The following is an 18,159-nucleotide window of genomic DNA, read 5'->3' as shown; positions in this document are numbered from 1 at the left end:
TCTTATTTGACTTCGCAGAACTGGCCGCGACGTTTCAGTTCGGCACAGATTGAATTGGCGGAACCGTCACTTAACCCCGTTGCCATCAGACGATAATACGTCCCCTTCCCGGAAATGTCGGCCCGCGTGACACCGTGTTGCAGCGGAGCCAGCTCGGCATAACGCTGCGACAGGATTTGCCAGCCGCGCTGTGCCTGTGCCTCGCTGCGATAGGATGCCAGATGCAGGCTTTTGCCCCCGCTGGCAGCCGTCGTTGCCGGGGCCGGATTGGCAACCGGTGCAGCGGCCATATCGCCGCCGGACTGAACCGCCCGACCTTCACCCGTGGCAACACGACGCACCGGTTCGCCGGAATTCAATGTTGTGACATTGGCCTTTGCCGGTTCGACGATAGCGGCTTCAATCGCATCACGTTCGCGCTTGAATTCATCCGGCGTCACCAGCTTCATCTGTGACAAATCCTCGATCCGTGCGATCTGACGGGCGGCGTCCATCAACCCCTGTGGGGCGGGCGGCGGCGTTGCACGCTGGCGCGGCTGGGCCGGCAGAAGCGCATCAAGAATGGCAGTTCGCTCGTTGACATGTTCCTGCACCGTAATCGCACCAATCTGAAGGGCGCGGTTAAGCTGGTTCAGGCGTTGCTCGACCTGGGTGCTGTCAGGGGGAGGACTATCAAGAAAGGCCGCCGGCGCCTGCTGGCTCATGGGCAGAAGTGCGCCCAGATTGTTCGACCGGCGTGCGGAATATTCTTCGGGGGTGACAAGACCCGCTGCCTGCAAATCGCGCAAAATGGTGAACCGTTTGGCAATTGCTTCGTCTCCGGCATTCAGCGCCGTACCGGCAGCAGGCATAGCGGAAGAGCGCACAGGCGCGGAAGTCATCACAGGTGCTGCCGAGGATTGCGCCATCGTCGATTGGGACGTGTTGCCAAGCCCCGCCGGGGCGGTTGCGATCTGGTCATTGATGCTAAGCGATCCCGGAAGACCACGATCCAGGCGCATCAGGTTGAATTCGGCAGCATCGCTAAGCGGACGGGGCTGCGTACCGGTCGCGGTTGTCATCAAAACCGTGCCGGGCGGGTTCATCGCAATCAGCGTGTCATAACCGTCGCGGGCACGATCCCCCCGGTTGGTGTTCTGATACAAGACAGACCGCCACAAAAGCGCATGACCGTCCTGGGGATTTTTACGCAATGCCTCGTCAAAGAACTTCTCGGCCGAGGCATAATCACCGCTGGCCAATTGCTGCAGGCCATTGGCGGTATAATTCTCATCGGTAAACGAAGTTGCCTCGTCCCAGAAATCCTGATCAAGCAGTGGCGCACAGCCAGACACCCATGAAACCACGCCGATAACGGCAAGGCTTCTGCCGCCGATCCTCAGCCAGTCTCCGGTCCGCATTGCGGATACCTTCATGGTGTCAACCCCCTATTATTGAAAGACAATTCAGGGAGCATGTTTCCCAGGCCGCCGTCAAGTCAAACGCGCATCGCCCCATCGTTTCCCTGATGGTGATCCAGTCTGCCCCATGGCTGCGAACAATTCGTTAAAAGCATTTTCCAATGTCGGAAACTATGCGATAGGACATGTTCAGAATATAGTTCGCAAAATCATACTATATACCGGGTGCCCCCTGTTAACACGGCATTCAGGGACAATATGGTTTGATAGGTGATTCCATACCATTGTATGAATTCAAAATATCAGGAATTAATCCTGTATCTTTCGGGGAAGTAGATTGATTGAGCCTAAACAATATGGCCAACAGGCCCTTCAGGAATACCTGATGCTTGACTATGTCCAGCGCCTGGAAACCCGCAAGTTCGGGCACCGCGCGGTTCATATTCATTTGTCGCGGCTTAAACCCTTCCACCGGCGCGATTATCATATCCGGGTCGCAACCAACACCTTCGAAAGCTATGTAAAGCTTTATGTTGGCCGCATCTTTGTGCTCAGCAACGACGATCTTCTATTCATCTGGAAAGATAAATCGATTGCCGATGTCGAACCGGGTGTCGATACGCTACGCTATCTGTTCCGTGACGATCCGCTTTCCCAGGATGAAAGCGAGGAAACCGGTTTCTGTACCTGGTACAACCTCAATACCGAGTTTCAGGAATTCCTGCTGCTGTGCCAGCATCTTGACGACCGGGCAAAGAAACTGCAGCAGAACAGCAATCTGCGCACAAATCAAAAACCGAAAGATATCCTGCATCCGATCAATGCCGAAAATCTGGCGCAGCTTGAAGACACCATTCATTCGGCCGATCTTTCCGAACATATCCGCCAGCAGCCGGTTTGTGTCTTTGCCCGCGAAGGCTCCAGGGAACTGCATCCGGTTTTTGACGAGTTCTTTGTCTCGATCACCGATCTGCGCAATGCGATCATGCCCAATATCGATCTGGCATCGAACCGCTGGCTGTTTCAGCACATGACCGAAGTGCTCGACAAACGCATGCTGAATTATCTGTGCAAGCGGACGTTCAAAACACATGCCAGCTCGTTCTCGATCAACCTTAATCTCGAAACGCTGACATCGAAGGATTTTGAACGCTTTGACGAAGTCGTTCGCAAAAAATGGCCGGGCAATGTGATCCTTGAGCTTAATCAGGTCGATCTGTTCTCGAACCTTGAAACCTATTTGCGGCTGCGTGATGAATTCCATGAACGCGGCTATCGCGTTTTGATCGACAACCTGACTGTCGAAGCCCTTTCGTTTGTGGATCGCAAAAGCCTCAAGGCCGATTTCATCAAGGTCGCCTGGCGCGAGGAAATGACCGACAACGTCATTCGCAAGAAATATTCCGAAATGGACAATCTTGTAAAAAACTCGGGCCGGGAACGCGTGATCCTGTGCCGCTGCGATAGCCCTACCGCCATCAAATTCGGCCAGTCACTGGGGATTACCCTGTTTCAGGGACGCTATATCGACAACATGATCGCCCGCCAGCGCCGGGCCAAGCGTGCGGCCGCCGCCCAGAAACGTTGATCCGGCCTGATCCTGACAATTCCTGTCACCTGACCGGTATGTACCGCGTTTCTCCTCTTGGCAGAGAAGGAACAAAAGCGGTACAAATATACATGATCTATGCACTTTGTCCCGATTGCCATCACAAATGGCGTTTTCAAACAGACCGGCCGCTTGCGAAAAGCGGCGAAGGTGCCTATGCACCCTGCCCGGTTTGCGGCGGAAAACGCGGGATTGCGCATGCCGAACTCCCCGACCTTTTCATCGGCCATCTTGATTGCGATGCGTTTTATGCCTCGATCGAAAAGCGTGACCGGCCGGAACTGATTGATCAGCCCGTCATCATTGGCGGCGGTCATCGCGGGGTTGTTTCCACCTGCTGCTATGTCGCACGCAAATTCGGCGTCCGATCCGCAATGCCTGCCTTCAAGGCACGGGAATTGTGTCCGGATGGCGTTTTCCTGAAACCCGACATGGTGAAATATCAGCGCGAGGGATACAAAGTGCGCGACATGATGCGCGCCATCACCCCGGACATCGAACCGCTTTCAATCGACGAGGCATTTCTTGACCTGACCAACGCGCAGGAAGCGCATGGCAAAACAGCCGCCGAATGCCTGATCGAACTTCAGGTGCAAATCCGGCGCGAGGTCGGCATCACGGTTTCCATCGGGCTTTCCTACAACAAATTTCTGGCCAAGATCGCATCCGACCTCAATAAACCGTTCGGCTTTTCAATGATTGGCACGGCAGAAGCCGTATCGTTCCTTGCCGATAAACCGGTGCGCATGATGTGGGGCGTCGGCCCGGCGATGGAGCGCAAGCTGCGCGAGGATGGCATCACCACCATCGGACAGATGCAACAGCTTGATATACACGCCTTGCAGGGCCGTTACGGCAGCATTGGCAAACGGTTCTTCCATTTTTCACGCGGGCAGGACAATCGCCGTGTCGAACAAAGCAGCGAACGTAAAAGCCTGTCATCGGAGACGACCTTTAACGAAGACATTTCCGACCTTGACGAACTGGTCGATATCGCCAAGCGCCTGACCGCGCGTGTTGCCAGTGACCTCGCACGCAAGGAAATCGCGGGCCATACCGTTGTGCTGAAACTGAAATCAGCGGACTTTAAGACGCGTACGCGCAATATGCGTCTGACCTACCCGACATTGCGCGAGGATCTGATCCTTGAAACCACACTGACACTTCTGAAAAAGGAAGTCGATGGCACGCGTTATCGCCTGCTGGGTGTTGGTGTGGCCGATCTTTTCCCGGCCGATACAGCCGACCCTGCCGACCTGTTTGGCGAAGCCGAAGAAACAGCACCCGTTGAACTGATCGAGGATAACGGCGAAAATACCCTGCCTCCGGCCCGCCTGATCCCGCAAATCCCGCGCCCGACGGCGGAACAATTGCGCGAAAGCCTGACGCGGCGATATCGCCAGCACAAGAAAACATCGCGCCAGCACCGGTTTGGGTTCTGAACTTTACCAAGACCGGAAAGCAAAAACAAAAAATGCCCGTCGTGAACCGAACGAGCATTACAAACAGGATAATCGTCTTTGAAAGAAGATGGCGTCCCCTAGGGGATTCGAACCCCTGTTGCCGCCGTGAAAGGGCAGTGTCCTAGGCCTCTAGACGAAGGGGACGCAAATCGCAGTGCGATCTTATGTATGGCCTGCTTTGGTGGCGTCCCCTAGGGGATTCGAACCCCTGTTGCCGCCGTGAAAGGGCAGTGTCCTAGGCCTCTAGACGAAGGGGACACAGTCACCAAAATGCAGTCCGTGTTAACGAGTGGCGTCCCCTAGGGGATTCGAACCCCTGTTGCCGCCGTGAAAGGGCAGTGTCCTAGGCCTCTAGACGAAGGGGACGCAGCGCGTTAACGAGGCCGGTTTTTAGCGATTGGGTGGGGTAAGGTCAAGCGCGTTTTTCGCCGCTGTGACGTTTTTTTTAATCCCCCACCGCAAATAGGGCGATAACACGCCAAAAGCCGGGAAATCCAAGCATCCTGTTTAACTGCAAGGATCACAGCCCGATCCTTCAATATCCTCATTCAACATATATGATTCAACATATATGCGAACGCATGCCCGCGACGACAACCATAAAGGCATCCGGCACAAAACCGTTTGAAATCAATTCGCCCGCTTGCGCGTTCCCATCCAGAAGGCAGTTCCGGCAATCGCAAGACAGATGCCAAGAAAGGCAAACATCACGCGATAACCCTCCGTTGCGCCCGGCTCAAACCGGCCAATGATCACGCCGGCAATCCCCTGAAGGACAAACAGCCCGCCAAAGGTCGCCAGATTGACCGTGGTCAGGGCCCGACCAATCAGATGTTCGGGTACGGCAGCACGCGATGCGGCATAATTCAGCGTGGCACAGCTCCCCAAAAGCCCGTGTGCGACCATCAGGACCGCCGCCAGCCAAAGGGCGGTCGTCCCCATCAGCGCCTGCAACAGGCACAGCACAGCCGCAATCAGAACGGCAAAGACGATCAGCGGATGTGCCGCCCCGCCCATCAGGCGCGAAAGATGCCCATAGGCGGGCGGGCCGATGATCATGCCGATTGTCATCACCAGAAGGACGTTGCCAACATCCACCGCCCCCAGATGGAAAACATCATGCAGATATGGCCCGCCCCAAAGCCCGCGTACCGTCAGGATCGCCGGATAGCTGAAGAAGGCGACACCGACCAGAAACCAGACCTGCCGGTTTTTCCAGACAGAAACCATGCCGCGCAGGGCCTCGCTCACGGTTTCGCCCTTGCGGGAATGGAAGCTGTGGTTTGGTGGGGCATCGCGCACCATGGCGAATGTCAGGACGACCGAAAGTGCGCTTAGCACGGCAAGACCGTAATAAACCTCGCGCCAGCCGCGTAGTTCGATCAGGGCCGCCAATGGCGTTGCCGATGCCAGAACGCCGAGCAGGCTGAAAGCCACAATCAGACCCGAGGTTGCGGCAAACTTTTCCGGCGCCACCCAACGCGATGCCAGCACCAGTGCCGCCATGAAGGCCGCCGAACAGCCAAGGCCGATCACCGCCTGCCCGATCATCAATCCCGGCACACTATGCGCATTGGCAAAGATCAGGACACCGGCCACCGTAATGATCATCATCACCCCGTTGGTCAGTCGCGGGCCGTACCGGTCCAGCATCACACCGACCGGGATTTGCATCAGGGCAAAGGCAAAATGGAAGCTGCCCGATATCAGGCCGAGCTCCTCGGGCGTGGTTGAAATTTCGACCCGAAGCGATTCCGCCAGCAAAGCCTGCGCGGAACGGAAAAACTGACTAAGCGAAAAGGCAAGCACCACGGGTGTCAGGATCCATAAAAAGGTTCCAAGCCCATAAGACGCCTGCTGTGGTGATTTTGTATGATCATTCATGATGCCAATTGGCATAATCCGATCACGGAATGCCCGCAAGCCTTTGCGCAATATATCGGATGTATTGCGGTGATACGTTATGCCCGATATCTAAAACCGGCATGATACCCGGCCCACCCTGTCTGGTGCATATTCCCGTTCAGGCACTCATCGTGTCATCAGGTCAAATTCGTCTGTCGGTGCCATGGCTGTATCGTCATCGGGCATGGTCACACCATATTTGCGGCCAATCGCAGCAAAGGTCCCGTCCCGGCACAATTCTTCCAACGCCATTTGCCATGGCCGAACGACGAAATCGGGCGTCTGAGGAGAGAAGGCAAGATAAAGCCTGTAAGTTCCCAGACCGATAACCGGTTCGATTTCCGATGCGGCAAGTTCAAATTTCCGTCTTTGATGTTCCATCACCAGATCGGATGCTTCCCATAGATCGATCCGGTCGCTGGCGAGCAATTGTAACGCATTGCCCGGCGTATAAAGGGCGGCAAGATTGTTGAAACCCTGTTCATGGAGCATCCGTTCCGCCGCACCGCCCGCCTGCACCCCGATTGCCGCGACCTTGCGTGCATCGTCGAGTTCCCGGATTTCAAGACTGCTGCTGGTCATTTTATAAAGCCAGCCACGGGTCACCAGGATCGGCCCGACCCATTTATACTCGTTCTCGCGTTCCGAGGTCCGCACCATTGAAAAAACGGCAGTACCAGGTTTCGCTTTGACAATCTGCAGGGCCCGTTTCCAGGGAAGAATTTCAAAATTGCCGTCGTGACCCAGACGCTTGGCCATTTCCCGGACCATGTCGGCACCGGCACCGGTCAGGCCATCCTCTGTCGCATAATTGAACGGCGCAAAATCCTCGGTATAAATTTTTACCGTCCGGGCGGTGATCTTTGAACCGTCGGCCTTCGGGGATGCAAAAAGCCCGTGCGACCACAATGCAACGATGGCAAAAGCGCCGATAACCAAAATGCGGCGCAGGATTGTGACGCTTCGCCGTTGTTTAAACTTGAAGAAGATGCCAGCCCGTCGCATGCGTTTCCCTGTCAGCGGTTAAAATGCAGAAAGCCGCAAAAGAAACTTGCAAGACCCCAAGAACAAACCGCAACGAAACCCGTTTCATCAACGATGTATTCTGACATGTTGATTGCCAGTGACGTCGTACATATCTAGACTCGGAGGGAATTATCCACTTGGACAGGAACAACCCGTCGCGTGACGATATTCACATCACGCGAAAGAGCGATCACGCCCGGAAATGGTAACAGTCTAATTTTAGAACATGTTGATGTAGTATACTGTCAATGATTCTGTCGGCGCCCACTCTTCGCCGATCCCCAAGTCCGAACAACACAACCGAGCCCCTTGGTTAAAAAAGCCAGTTAAAGTTGAACATGAGCAAGATTTATAACGAAAAAATTCGATATTCAACTAAAAAATTTCGACATTGCCGTTTTTCCCGGAAAACGGGTAGTTGCAATTTCTCTCCGGCAAGTTGCAGCGTGCCACATGGATAGGCGGAATACCGACGCCCCGCTGCCCGTGCTTGACAGCGCGCTCGGGGACCGCATTCGCCATGTGGTCGAACTGTTTGATCGCAAAAAGGATGCCGCACAAATTGCCGGCGTCATCCCGGAGCAATTGAACCGATGGTGTCAGGCGCAATCCGAACCCCGTTTTGTCGGCATTGCCCGCCTTGCAATCATGAAGGGCGTGCGAATGGAATGGATTGCCACCGGTGAAGGCGGTGTTGACGCCCGGACGGAATCACCAGACACGTCAGATAACACACCTTCGGAATTGCAGGGCACCGAACCGGCCGAACGCGACGTTCTGATGGCTATTATCAGTGGATTTCTTGCGGCCGAGGGAATTGCCAACAGTCCGCAGATTGCGCGCGACATCATTGAAACATATGACGAAATTGTCGAAAATGTCGAAAAAAATCGCGATTCTGCCGAAATGGTCAGCATCCTGTCGCAGGCGATATCATCGATTATTATCCGGCAACAAAAGCGCAATGACGGGACGACCTAAACAGTAAAGGCCGACACACGACACGTTGCCGGTTTTTACCCTATCCCGAAACCGGCAGTGCGACATCGTCGATCATAAGCTGTACACCGTCGCGCCCCTGCCAACTGTCACGCCGCAAATGACCAAGGATATGCAGGGGCCGCCCGCCATGCTTCAGAAGGGTCTGGCCCATATCATTGTCAAGGCAGCGGAATGCGATGGCCTTGAGCCGCCCTTTGCCGTTACTGCCCGATAAAATGCAGCGCACGTGATCAGCGCCGACAACATCGGCCTTGACCACCCGGCATTCGGGAAAGACAAAGCGCGGCTCCGCATTGCCCGCGCCAAAAGGGCCAAGCTTTTCAAGGGCATCAATAAGATCAAGCGTCGCCCCCATCGCATGCAGACCACCATCAACCGTCATGGTCGGGCGGATATCATTTTCAGCAATGATTTTGGCAAAGCGGGTTTCAAGGAATTCCTCGAACGCAGGACGTTTTTCCGGGTCAAGGGTAAAACCGGCCGCCATCCCATGCCCGCCACCATTGATCAGAAGGCCCGCCTGACGCGCGGCAATGATCGCAGCCCCAAGGTCAATCCCGCGTACCGAACGCGCCGATCCCTTGAACACACCATCAACCATGCCCATCACAAGGGCGGGCACATGGTAACGATCCTTCAAACGGCTGGCGACGATGCCGATCACCCCGGGGTGCCAGTCTTCGCCACCGACCAGAACCATTGCCCCGACCTTTGACTGGCTTTCAACCGCACTGATCGCCTGATCAAGCACGATATCCTCGATCGCCTTGCGTTCACGGTTATATTCATCAAGCCTGCGCGCGATATCCAGCGCCTGGGCGGGATCATCGCCCGAAAGCAACGTTGTCCCAAGGAACGATTCCCCGACACGCCCACCTGCATTGACCCGCGGCCCCAGCATGAATCCAAGATGGTAGGCACTGGGCGTTTCATTCACCCCGGCAATATCGGCCAGCGCCACCATGCCGACATTATGGCGATTGCGCATGATCTTGATGCCCTGTGTCACGAATGCACGATTAAGTCCGCGCAGCGGCACCACATCGCAAACCGTGCCAAGCGCCACCAGATCCAGCCAGTTGCGCAAATCGGGTGCACGAACGCCTGCCTGTTCCAGCCAGCCGCGCGAACGCAATTCGCGCAGGATCGCAACGGAAAGCAAAAAGGCAACGCCCGCGGCGCACAAATGCCCAAGGCCGCTTTCATCATCAAGGCGGTTAGGATTTACGACGGCAACAGCGGGCGGCAATTCCGGCTCGGCGGCATGGTGATCGACAACAATGATCTCGATCCCGGCTTCCTTGGCATCGGTCAGCGGCGCATAGGCCGTAACCCCGCAATCGACCGTAAGGATCAGATTGGCCCCCCGGCGCTGCAAATCCAGCAAAGCCGGACTATTGGGGCCATATCCTTCCTTCTGACGGTCCGGGATATGAACCACCACATCGCGCCCAAGGGCTGCGAAAAGGCGCTTCAGAAGCGCGGTGCTCGTTGCACCATCAACGTCATAATCGCCAAAAACTGCGATATTCTCGCCCTTGATGACTGCATCGGCAATGCGGGCGGCGGCCTTGTCCATATCCTTCAAGGTCGATGGATCGGGCATCAGATCGCGCAAGGTCGGGTTCAGGAAACTTTCGGCATCATCCAGCCCGATATCGCGGGCGGCCATCACACGCCCGACGACTTCGGGAACGCCAAAACGCTGGGCAATGGTGATTGCCAGCCTATCGTCCAGATTGCGTTCACGCCACCATTTACCGGTAACGGATCGCTCTATCCCCAAAAATGTCTTTTCTTGCGCATGATCTGTCATGCCCAATGAAATAGCGTAATACAGGCCGCGCTTAAACCGGATAATTTACCTTGAGGCACAGCAGATCGAATTCCCCTTCCACGTCAGCCCCGCGGATTATCCCGGCACCAACGCAAAACATTTTCGGCATCCTCGGCCGGGGCATCAACCGGATAGAAAACTTTGCTGATACGTCCGTCATCAATGATCATGGTCAGGCGTTTAAACAACCGCATGTCATCAGCAACGAAATCGGGCATCGCCATCGATTCCTTGAACCGGTGATCGGCATCGGACAAAAGCGCAAATGGCAGATGAAGCCGTTCGGCCGCTTCCTTCTGATAGTCGGTCGCCTGGCTGGAAAGCCCGAAAAGATGATCCACGCCAACAGCCGACAGTTCCTTGGCGTGATCACGGAACGAACAGGATTGCGGCGTGCATCCCTTGGCACCGGGGATTTCATCCCAGCCTGCGAGGGATGGTTTGTCAGGTTCGGCTGTGCGGGGATACGCATAAACTACCGTGCGCCCACTCAGGGTCGCAAGATCAACCGGCTGATCATTGGTTGCCGCCAACGCAAAAGAAGGCAGGATTTGCCCCGTCAGCCGTTCAACAATATGTGCATCACTTTCCGAACTCATTGATCATCCTCCCTGAAACAGGTCGCCGGACTTGATAGGTCGGACAATACCCAACCCTTCATATTCTGAAGATAGGCGTGATCAATCGGCGACAAAAGAAGCGACGATTTCGCATTGTGAAAAACATGCGCCTGCCCGCAATCGCTTGCATACACGCCAAAGCTGTGCAGACTGCCGGGATAAACAAAAAACGGGTACGCGCAATGGATCATAGAAAAGGATTGCGGATAGGACTGACTGTCCTTTCCATTCTGGGCGCACTGATGGCAGCCCCGCTTGTCATGTTTTCGCCGATGATATTCGATGCACCGGGATCGGACGAAAACAACCTGACCTGGTTTCTGTTTTTTGCCGTTCTGTCATTTCCGGTACTGTGCCTGATGGGCGGCATCCTGCCATGGATTTTAAAAAATCACCCGAAATCACTTTGGCTTTACGGGCTTGGCGTGATCGGGTTTGTCCTGATCACGGTCGCCGTCATCCTGCTTGAAACCCAATGCCAGGGCAGTTTCAGTTGCTAGAACGCAAGACTTGATCAAACAATGCCTTCATCGGCTGCAATCAATGCGAGACCGTGCGCAACCGACAGGAACGGCTGGCCTATTTCGACCCGTTCCTTGCCAAAACCCTCTTCAAACAGGCGACGCACGGCCGGGACATAAGAAGTACCACCAGTCATGAAAACGCGCGAAACCTCGTGCGGCTGAATGCCGGCCTGTTCAAGACACAGCTTGGCGGCCTTTTCGATATCGGCGATATCAGGCGCAATCGCGGCTTCGAAATCGGCACGTGTCAGGCGTTCCTCGATCTCGACACCGGCATGGTTGAATTGCAGGATCGTGCTTTGCTCGCTTGAAAGCTCTGCCTTGGCTTTTGACACCGCCTGATACAGATGGAACCCAAGTTCTTCTTCGATGATCGTCACCAGATCTTCGATATCGTCGGGCTGTTCGGCAGTCCGGATCAGGCTTCGGATTTCGTTGATCACCTTGGGCTGGCGCATCATAGATAGGTAATGCCAGCGCGAAAACGCCGTGTAGTACTGGCGCGGGACCGGCAATGCCGCCCCCATCGTGCGATATTCGCTGCCAAAACCAAGACGCGGCCAGATGGCTTTCTGAATGATGCGGTAATCAAAACTGTCGCCCGCAATGCCAAGACCGGTATGCGATAGCGCCTTTACCCCGCGAATGCCCATGCCCGGTGTAAAGCGGATCACCGAAAAGTCGCTGGTCCCGCCGCCAAAGTCGGCGACCAGAACGGTTTCGGGTTTGTCAAGCTGACGGCCGTAGTAATAGCTTGCCGCCAAGGGTTCGAACACCATGGCCTCGACCTCGAACCCGGCCTGTTCATAGGCAGCCCGAAGGCGCATTTCGGCATAATCGTTATCGGGATTTGTTCCGGCAAACGCGACCGGACGCCCGGAAATCACCCGATAGCCAAGGCCCCCAAGGCTGTATTGCGCGTGATGATGTATCTGGGTCAGGAACGTTGCGATCAGATCTTCGATCGTATAGACATTGCCGAAAATCTCGGTGCCTTCGAAATCCTTGGACGCCAGATAGGATTTGATCGACTGGATCAGTCGGCAATCTTGGCTTTCCTTCAGATATTCGGCCATGGCAAACGGCCCGGAACAGCTTTGCAGACTGATCGGCGCACCTGGCGTGGTCAGCTTCTGTTCTTCCCAGAAATACAGGATGGTTCGATAGGTATCGAAGCTGTTCTGTCCAACCTCGAACGTTGCCGATTGCACATTGCCGTTGCTGTCGGCCACGGCAAGCACCGAATTGGTCGTACCAAAATCAAGGGCGATAATCTCGGACATATGGCGGCTCCGGCAAAGGCGTTTCATTTTCAAGGGGGCGGAGGATGTAACCCGGACAGCCCAAGCCCGCAAGCGATAAACGAAAAAAGGGAGCGCAAAGGCACTCCCCCGTTTTCGCGATCCGCTTTGGCGAATTACTTGTACCAGATTTTCCGGCTGAAATCGTGAACCGCGCGGACATAGCGAACCGTGCCCGACTGCGACCGCATCACAATGCTTTCGGTTTCCGCACCATTGGCAAAACGACGTACACCACGCAACATCGCACCATCGGTCACACCGGTTGCGGCAAACATGACATTGCCCTTGGCAAGTTCGGTCAGTTTGTATTTACGGGTCAGGTCTTCGATGCCCCATTTTTTGGCGCGCGCGATTTCGTCATCATTGCGGAAGACCAAACGTCCCTGGAACTGCCCACCGATGCAACGAAGGGCGGCGGCCGCAAGAACACCTTCGGGCGCACCACCGGTTCCCATATACAGATCAATACCCGATGTTTTCTGCGAGGTTGCGATAACACCGGCAACGTCACCGTCCCCGATCAGCATGATGCGCGCACCGGCTTCGCGGGTTTTGGCGATGATCTCCTGATGACGCGGACGATCAAGGATACAAACCACCAGATCGGAAACATCGCAGCCCTTTGCCGCCGCCAGGCTTTTCAGGTTTTCGGCCGGGCTGGCATCAAGATCGACAACGTCATCTGGCAGTCCACCACCAACGGCGATCTTGTCCATATAGGTGTCCGGCGCGTTCAGGAACCCGCCCTTTTCTGCCATGGCAACAACAGCCAAAGAGTTCGGACCGCCGGTCGCGCAGATGGTCGTGCCTTCAAGCGGATCAAGTGCGATATCGATTTCCGGGCCTTCACCCGAACCGACTTCTTCGCCAATAAACAGCATCGGTGCTTCGTCGCGTTCACCCTCGCCGATCACGACGGTACCGCGAATATCCATGCTGTTAAGGGCATTGCGCATCGCGTCGACTGCGGCCTGATCGGCGGCCTTTTCATCACCGCGCCCCATAAGCCCGGAACAGGCAAGTGCCGCGGCTTCGGTAACACGAACGGTTTCAAGCGCGAGATTTCGATCCATAACTTCATCCTCGTCGTTAACGCGGGGTCTGGGGGCCCCGTCTCTTTGTTTCCCGGCGCGTCCCGTTTGGTCCGGGACTTATAATTACGCCTCGCGGTATTATACCTGCGAGGCGCATATGTCTTTTTTTTGTTTTGTTACGAAGTAAATCCTTCGATCCGCATCAGGACCGGTGGCTGCGAATTGCTTTCGAATGCCGAAATATCGGAAAGCGCACCGGACATCGCCGCTTCGGTGGTTTCATGGGTGACAAACACCACCGGAACAACCCCGCCTTCGGTCTCGGCCCGGCCATGCTGGATCATGGACGCCATCGACACTCCATGCTTGGCGAGGGTCGCGGTGACCTCGGCCATCACACCGGGGCGATCCCATACCATCAGACGCAGGTAATAAGGCCCGACATGCTTTTCGAGCGACGCACGCACGTTCTTTTTCAGGCGATCTGCCGGAACACCGAACACCGGTGCATTCCGCCCGGCTGCAATATCGACAAGATCGGCAACCACGGCCGATGCCGTCGGGCGTTCCCCCGCACCGCGTCCCTGCAGGACGACCGGTCCGACATAATCGCCTTCCAGCACGACGGCGTTAAACACGCCTTCGACCTTTGAAATCTGGGTATTGCGATCCACAAGAACCGGTGAAACGCGCTGTTCGATTCCTTCCGGCGTCTGTTTGGCAATCGCCAGCAATTTGATGCGATAGCCAAGTTCTTCGGCCAGTTGGATATCAAGTGCGGAAACGCTGCGGATGCCTTCAACGGCAATCGCGTCAAAGTCCACCTCGACCCCAAAGGCAAGGCTGGTCAGGATCGCAAGCTTGTGGGCGGCATCGATGCCATCGACATCGAATGTCGGATCGGCTTCGGCGTAGCCAAGTTTTTGCGCCTCGGCCAGAACATCGGCAAAGTCGCGGCCCTGTTCGCGCATGGTGGTCAGGATATAGTTGCACGTTCCGTTCAGAATGCCGGTCACACGTGAAATGACATTGCCTGCCAAACCTTCGCGCAGTGCCTTGATCACCGGAATGCCGCCTGCAACGGCGGCTTCATATGCGATGGTAACGTTGTTTGCGTCCGCAATATGAGCCAGTTCGACGCCATGCAGCGCGATCAGCGCCTTGTTCGCGGTCACAACATGTTTGCCGTTTTCAAGTGCTGCCTTGCAGACGTCATAGGCAATGCCGTCCGAACCGCCGATGGTTTCGACAACCACATCGACATTCTTGTCCGTTGCAAGATCGCGGGCGTCTTCGTACCAGGTAATGCCTTCGGTCGAAAAACCACGGTCCCGAGTTCGATCGCGCGCCGATACTGCTGTGACAATCATCGGCGAACCGGAACGGTCCGTCAGATTATCCCGGTGTTCACTCAGCAGTTTAACGGTTCCGGCACCGACCGTACCAAGGCCTGCCACACCGATCTTTACGACGTTTTGCACGATAACTCCTCATGCCGTGGTTGGATTTGCGCATAGGTGACGGAGTCTTTTACAACATCCGGTGCGCACACAAAACTTCGCCCGGGACATGTCCCGGGCGAAACATAGAATGCTTTATCGAATATCAGACAGATTTCTTCAACAGTTCACGTGCAGATTCTGCATCGGGATATTTCTGGAAGAATGCCTTGATGTTGCGGTTGGCCTGCCGAATGCGATGCTTGTTTTCAACAAGCGCGATACGCACATGGCGATCACCATATTCGCCAAAGCCAAGACCGGGGGCCACGGCGACACCTGCTTCCTGCAAAAGAAGCTTGGAGAAATCAAGCGATCCCAGTTCTTCAAATGCCTTGGGAATCGGAGCCCAGGCAAACATGGTCGCCGCCGGGACCGGAATGTTCCATCCGGCACTTTGCATGCCTTCGATAAAGATATCGCGACGGTCACGATACAGGTTACGGAATTCCTCGACACAATCCTGCGGGCCGTTCAATGCCGCGGTTGCCGCCACCTGGATCGGGGTAAACGCACCGTAATCAAGGTATGATTTGATACGCGTCAGCGCATTGATCAGCTTTTTATTGCCAGTCGCAAAACCGATACGCCATCCCGCCATCGAATAGGTTTTCGACAGGGAATAGAATTCAACGGCGATATCTTTCGCACCTTCGACCTGAAGGATCGACGGTGGCGGATTGCCATCAAAATAGATTTCCGAATAGGCGATATCCGACAGGATATAGATTTCCTGCGCCCGGCAGAAATCGACAACTTCCTTATAGAAATCAAGGTCAACCACCAGCGATGTCGGGTTGGCCGGGAAGTTCAGGACCACCGCACTCGGTTTCGGGACCGAATGTTTCACCGCACGATGAAGCTGCTCCATAAAGCTTTCGGCGTTGAATTCGCCCTGCTCGTCATGGCCAATCGGAATATGGCGCAATGCCGCCCCGGCAATGATGAAACCGAATGCATGGATCGGATAGGACGGGTTGGGCACCAGAATGATGTCGCCCGGGCTTGTGATGGCCGCGGCAAGGTTGGCAAGCCCTTCCTTGGAGCCCAGCGTCACAACGGTTTCGGTTTCCGGGTCGATATCCACACCGAAGCGCCGCCCGTAATAAGCCGCCAGCGCCTTGCGCAGGCCGGGAATGCCGCGCGACATGGAATAACCATGCGTGCGAGGGTTCTGGACCGTTTCAACCAGCTTGTCGACGATATGTTGTGGCGTGGCCGGGTCCGGGTTGCCCATCCCGAAATCGATAATGTCCTCTCCCGCTCGCCGTGCTGCCGCTTTCATCGCATTTACTTCTGCAAATACGTATGGCGGGAGACGTTTTATGCGGTGGAATTCCTGGGACATTATCCTACATCCTCGTCACTTCGCCGATTTTCGAATTTTCTGCGAAAACCGGATCGTCGAATTGATAAAAATTGCGCGCCACACGACAAAATGCGGGTGGCGCGCCGTACAATTCGAAGGATGTACCTTTTTTAGGATCAATAATCCATAAAGATTTCAACACGGCGGTTTCCGGCTTCACCGTCGGGAACGCCTTCATAATAGCGCGGATCAGCCGATCCATCGGCCCCGACAAAGATCGCATCAGGGTTAACACCGAGAGACACAAGCTGCGACACTACCGCCGAGGCACGCCGTTCGGAAACCTGACGGTTGATCGCCATATGTTCTTCAAGGCTCATATTCGCGGTACGCATCGATGCGTGACCGATAATGCGCAGGATGCCGCCGGTCTGACGCCACGCCTGGGCAACCTGGTTCAGAACATTGTTATCCGTGCCCGACAGGTTCGATGAACCATGTCCGAACTGGATCTGGGCAATCTGGACACCATTCACACTTGGTCCCAGCGTATCGACAGAACGCACGCCAAGGCGGGCCGCCAGAACTTCGTTCGCGGTTTCAGCATAGGGCATGGCAGAATCGGACAAATAGGCATTGCCGCCACCGCCAAGCTGGCTTTCATCGACAATCACCGACCCGTTATCGGAATAAACCGAATAATCGAAGGCTTCTGTCTGCGCAGCAGGGCTGGAGCCCGGTGTCGGGTCGTTGGCAAACACGCCCTCACCTTCGGCAAGGCGCCTGTTGTACTGATTCATTACCGGATCGTTATTCTGCATAGTTCGGGATGCTTCCGCAGACTCGGTCGGCTCATTATCATTTCCGGATGTCGCCGTGGCCGCACCCGCAGCACCCGCAGCGCCAGCTTTTGCTGCATCAGATTTCAGAACATCCGGTTTTTCCGGTACCGGTGCCGGGGTCGGTATCGGGCCGGAAGCCGGTGCCTTGGCACTCCATTCATCCGCAATTCTTGAACCCGACTGTGCCGAGGTTACAGCGCTTCTGGTCGCAGCTCCGGCAGCACCTGCAGTAGCAGCAGCTTTGGTTTCAGCTGACTTTGCCGTTGACTCGACTGTTTCCCGTGCCTCGGTTGCAGTCGATTGAGCTTCGGCTGCCTGTACTTCCGGTTCGGCCATCGCACTGCTGCTTACCGATGCGGTTGGTGCCGGGGTGATGACCGGCTGATCCGCATCCTCATTTTCCGGTGCTTCGGGCTGAAGCGCATTGACCGGCGGGGTGCTTTGACGGCGGCCCGACTGGGTATATTGCGCATTGGCACGATCCGCAGCAAGCCCGGCAACCAGCGCGTCACGTTCCGCATCGCCGGTTACAACCGGCTTGGCTGGTGTATTGGCAAGACGCGGATAATCCTCGTCTTCCCCCGGAATCGGTTGATCCGACTTGGCAGCAGCTTCATCGTCGCCGTCAAACGCATCCCCAATCGATTTTCCCCACTCGACCGGATTGATTGCATCCGGGACCGATGAACAGGCGCCCAGCATCAGCACAACAGCAAGCGCCGACCCGGCATGCAGCAAGGGCCGCAATTTAACTTTCGCGGATCCGTGCTCCGACCACCGCCATG

At 55.6% G+C, this 18,159-nt stretch carries 14 protein-coding genes and 3 tRNA genes; 4 read left to right on the top strand and 13 right to left on the bottom strand.

Annotated elements, in window-relative coordinates; translation table 11 throughout:
• Positions 1 to 2: 2 nt before the first annotated feature.
• The gene (locus LG297_RS08190) at positions 3 to 1,415 is read right to left on the bottom strand and encodes a tetratricopeptide repeat protein (RefSeq protein ID WP_404426425.1); all 1,413 of its coding nucleotides are present in this window, start codon (positions 1,413 to 1,415) and stop codon (positions 3 to 5) included.
• A 322-nt stretch (positions 1,416 to 1,737) separates the two neighbouring features.
• Here LG297_RS08190 and LG297_RS08185 point away from each other — a divergent pair, with 322 nt between their 5' ends.
• Positions 1,738 to 2,988: an EAL domain-containing protein gene (locus tag LG297_RS08185; protein ID WP_404426424.1), complete on the top strand. Its 1,251-nt coding sequence runs from the start codon at positions 1,738 to 1,740 to the stop codon at positions 2,986 to 2,988.
• A 92-nt stretch (positions 2,989 to 3,080) separates the two neighbouring features.
• Positions 3,081 to 4,451, top strand: a complete 1,371-nt coding sequence (locus LG297_RS08180; RefSeq protein ID WP_404426423.1) for a DNA polymerase IV — start codon at positions 3,081 to 3,083, stop codon at positions 4,449 to 4,451.
• Between the two features lie 89 nt (positions 4,452 to 4,540).
• Here the strand turns inward: LG297_RS08180 and LG297_RS08175 are convergent.
• From LG297_RS08175 to LG297_RS08155, 5 genes are all read right to left on the bottom strand, one after another.
• Positions 4,541 to 4,616, bottom strand: a tRNA-Glu gene (locus LG297_RS08175).
• A 38-nt stretch (positions 4,617 to 4,654) separates the two neighbouring features.
• Positions 4,655 to 4,730 (bottom strand) — tRNA-Glu (locus LG297_RS08170).
• Between the two features lie 32 nt (positions 4,731 to 4,762).
• Positions 4,763 to 4,838, bottom strand: a tRNA-Glu gene (locus LG297_RS08165).
• 264 nt (positions 4,839 to 5,102) lie between these two features.
• On the bottom strand, positions 5,103 to 6,356 hold the full coding sequence (locus LG297_RS08160) for an MFS transporter (protein WP_404426422.1): 1,254 nt from the start codon (positions 6,354 to 6,356) through the stop codon (positions 5,103 to 5,105).
• Between the two features lie 147 nt (positions 6,357 to 6,503).
• On the bottom strand, positions 6,504 to 7,382 hold the full coding sequence (locus tag LG297_RS08155; protein ID WP_404426421.1) for a substrate-binding periplasmic protein: 879 nt from the start codon (positions 7,380 to 7,382) through the stop codon (positions 6,504 to 6,506).
• Between the two features lie 474 nt (positions 7,383 to 7,856).
• On the opposite strand from LG297_RS08155, the gene LG297_RS08150 reads away from it, so the two are divergent.
• Positions 7,857 to 8,384, top strand: a complete 528-nt coding sequence (locus LG297_RS08150) for a hypothetical protein (RefSeq protein ID WP_404426420.1) — start codon at positions 7,857 to 7,859, stop codon at positions 8,382 to 8,384.
• 40 nt (positions 8,385 to 8,424) lie between these two features.
• Here LG297_RS08150 and recJ read toward each other — a convergent pair whose 3' ends face one another.
• Positions 8,425 to 10,221, bottom strand: a complete 1,797-nt coding sequence (gene recJ, locus LG297_RS08145) for a single-stranded-DNA-specific exonuclease RecJ (RefSeq protein WP_404426419.1) — start codon at positions 10,219 to 10,221, stop codon at positions 8,425 to 8,427.
• A gap of 83 nt (positions 10,222 to 10,304) precedes the next feature.
• The gene (locus LG297_RS08140) at positions 10,305 to 10,841 is read right to left on the bottom strand and encodes a peroxiredoxin (protein ID WP_404426418.1); all 537 of its coding nucleotides are present in this window, start codon (positions 10,839 to 10,841) and stop codon (positions 10,305 to 10,307) included.
• 203 nt (positions 10,842 to 11,044) lie between these two features.
• Between LG297_RS08140 and LG297_RS08135 the strand changes: the two genes are divergently transcribed.
• A complete protein-coding gene (locus LG297_RS08135) occupies positions 11,045 to 11,362 on the top strand; it encodes a hypothetical protein (RefSeq protein WP_404426417.1) in 318 nt (105 codons plus the stop codon).
• A gap of 14 nt (positions 11,363 to 11,376) precedes the next feature.
• On the opposite strand, the gene LG297_RS08130 is transcribed toward LG297_RS08135, so the two are convergent.
• From LG297_RS08130 to LG297_RS08110, 5 genes are all read right to left on the bottom strand, one after another.
• Complete coding sequence (locus LG297_RS08130; protein ID WP_404426416.1) at positions 11,377 to 12,669, bottom strand: Hsp70 family protein; 1,293 nt, start codon at positions 12,667 to 12,669, stop codon at positions 11,377 to 11,379.
• A gap of 134 nt (positions 12,670 to 12,803) precedes the next feature.
• Entirely contained in the window at positions 12,804 to 13,763 is a 960-nt protein-coding gene (glpX, locus tag LG297_RS08125) for a class II fructose-bisphosphatase (RefSeq protein WP_404426415.1), read from the bottom strand.
• Between the two features lie 137 nt (positions 13,764 to 13,900).
• Positions 13,901 to 15,205, bottom strand: coding sequence for a homoserine dehydrogenase (locus LG297_RS08120; protein ID WP_404426414.1), 1,305 nt, complete (start codon positions 15,203 to 15,205; stop codon positions 13,901 to 13,903).
• Between the two features lie 124 nt (positions 15,206 to 15,329).
• Positions 15,330 to 16,571, bottom strand: coding sequence for an LL-diaminopimelate aminotransferase (locus LG297_RS08115; protein ID WP_404426413.1), 1,242 nt, complete (start codon positions 16,569 to 16,571; stop codon positions 15,330 to 15,332).
• Between the two features lie 137 nt (positions 16,572 to 16,708).
• Positions 16,709 to 18,121, bottom strand: a complete 1,413-nt coding sequence (locus LG297_RS08110) for an OmpA family protein (RefSeq protein ID WP_404426412.1) — start codon at positions 18,119 to 18,121, stop codon at positions 16,709 to 16,711.
• Positions 18,122 to 18,159 lie beyond the last annotated feature (38 nt).

It is taken from the genome of Thalassospira australica (assembly GCF_044790785.1).
Classification (GTDB): domain Bacteria; phylum Pseudomonadota; class Alphaproteobacteria; order Rhodospirillales; family Thalassospiraceae; genus Thalassospira; species Thalassospira australica_A.
Note: the sequence above shows the minus strand (reverse complement) of the source record. Positions and strands in the feature narration are given on the sequence as shown.

Bases quoted from the DNA above. Each gene is read 5' to 3' on its own strand.
- LG297_RS08190 (WP_404426425.1), bottom strand. From the start codon at position 1,415: ATGAAGGTATCCGCAATGCGGACCGGAGACTGGCTGAGGATCGGCGGC.
- LG297_RS08180 (WP_404426423.1), top strand. From the start codon at position 3,081: ATGATCTATGCACTTTGTCCCGATTGCCATCACAAATGGCGTTTTCAA.
- LG297_RS08160 (WP_404426422.1), bottom strand. From the start codon at position 6,356: ATGAATGATCATACAAAATCACCACAGCAGGCGTCTTATGGGCTTGGA.
- LG297_RS08155 (WP_404426421.1), bottom strand. From the start codon at position 7,382: ATGCGACGGGCTGGCATCTTCTTCAAGTTTAAACAACGGCGAAGCGTC.
- LG297_RS08150 (WP_404426420.1), top strand. From the start codon at position 7,857: ATGGATAGGCGGAATACCGACGCCCCGCTGCCCGTGCTTGACAGCGCG.
- recJ (WP_404426419.1), bottom strand. From the start codon at position 10,221: ATGACAGATCATGCGCAAGAAAAGACATTTTTGGGGATAGAGCGATCC.
- LG297_RS08140 (WP_404426418.1), bottom strand. From the start codon at position 10,841: ATGAGTTCGGAAAGTGATGCACATATTGTTGAACGGCTGACGGGGCAA.
- LG297_RS08135 (WP_404426417.1), top strand. From the start codon at position 11,045: ATGGATCATAGAAAAGGATTGCGGATAGGACTGACTGTCCTTTCCATT.
- LG297_RS08130 (WP_404426416.1), bottom strand. From the start codon at position 12,669: ATGTCCGAGATTATCGCCCTTGATTTTGGTACGACCAATTCGGTGCTT.
- glpX (WP_404426415.1), bottom strand. From the start codon at position 13,763: ATGGATCGAAATCTCGCGCTTGAAACCGTTCGTGTTACCGAAGCCGCG.
- LG297_RS08115 (WP_404426413.1), bottom strand. From the start codon at position 16,571: ATGTCCCAGGAATTCCACCGCATAAAACGTCTCCCGCCATACGTATTT.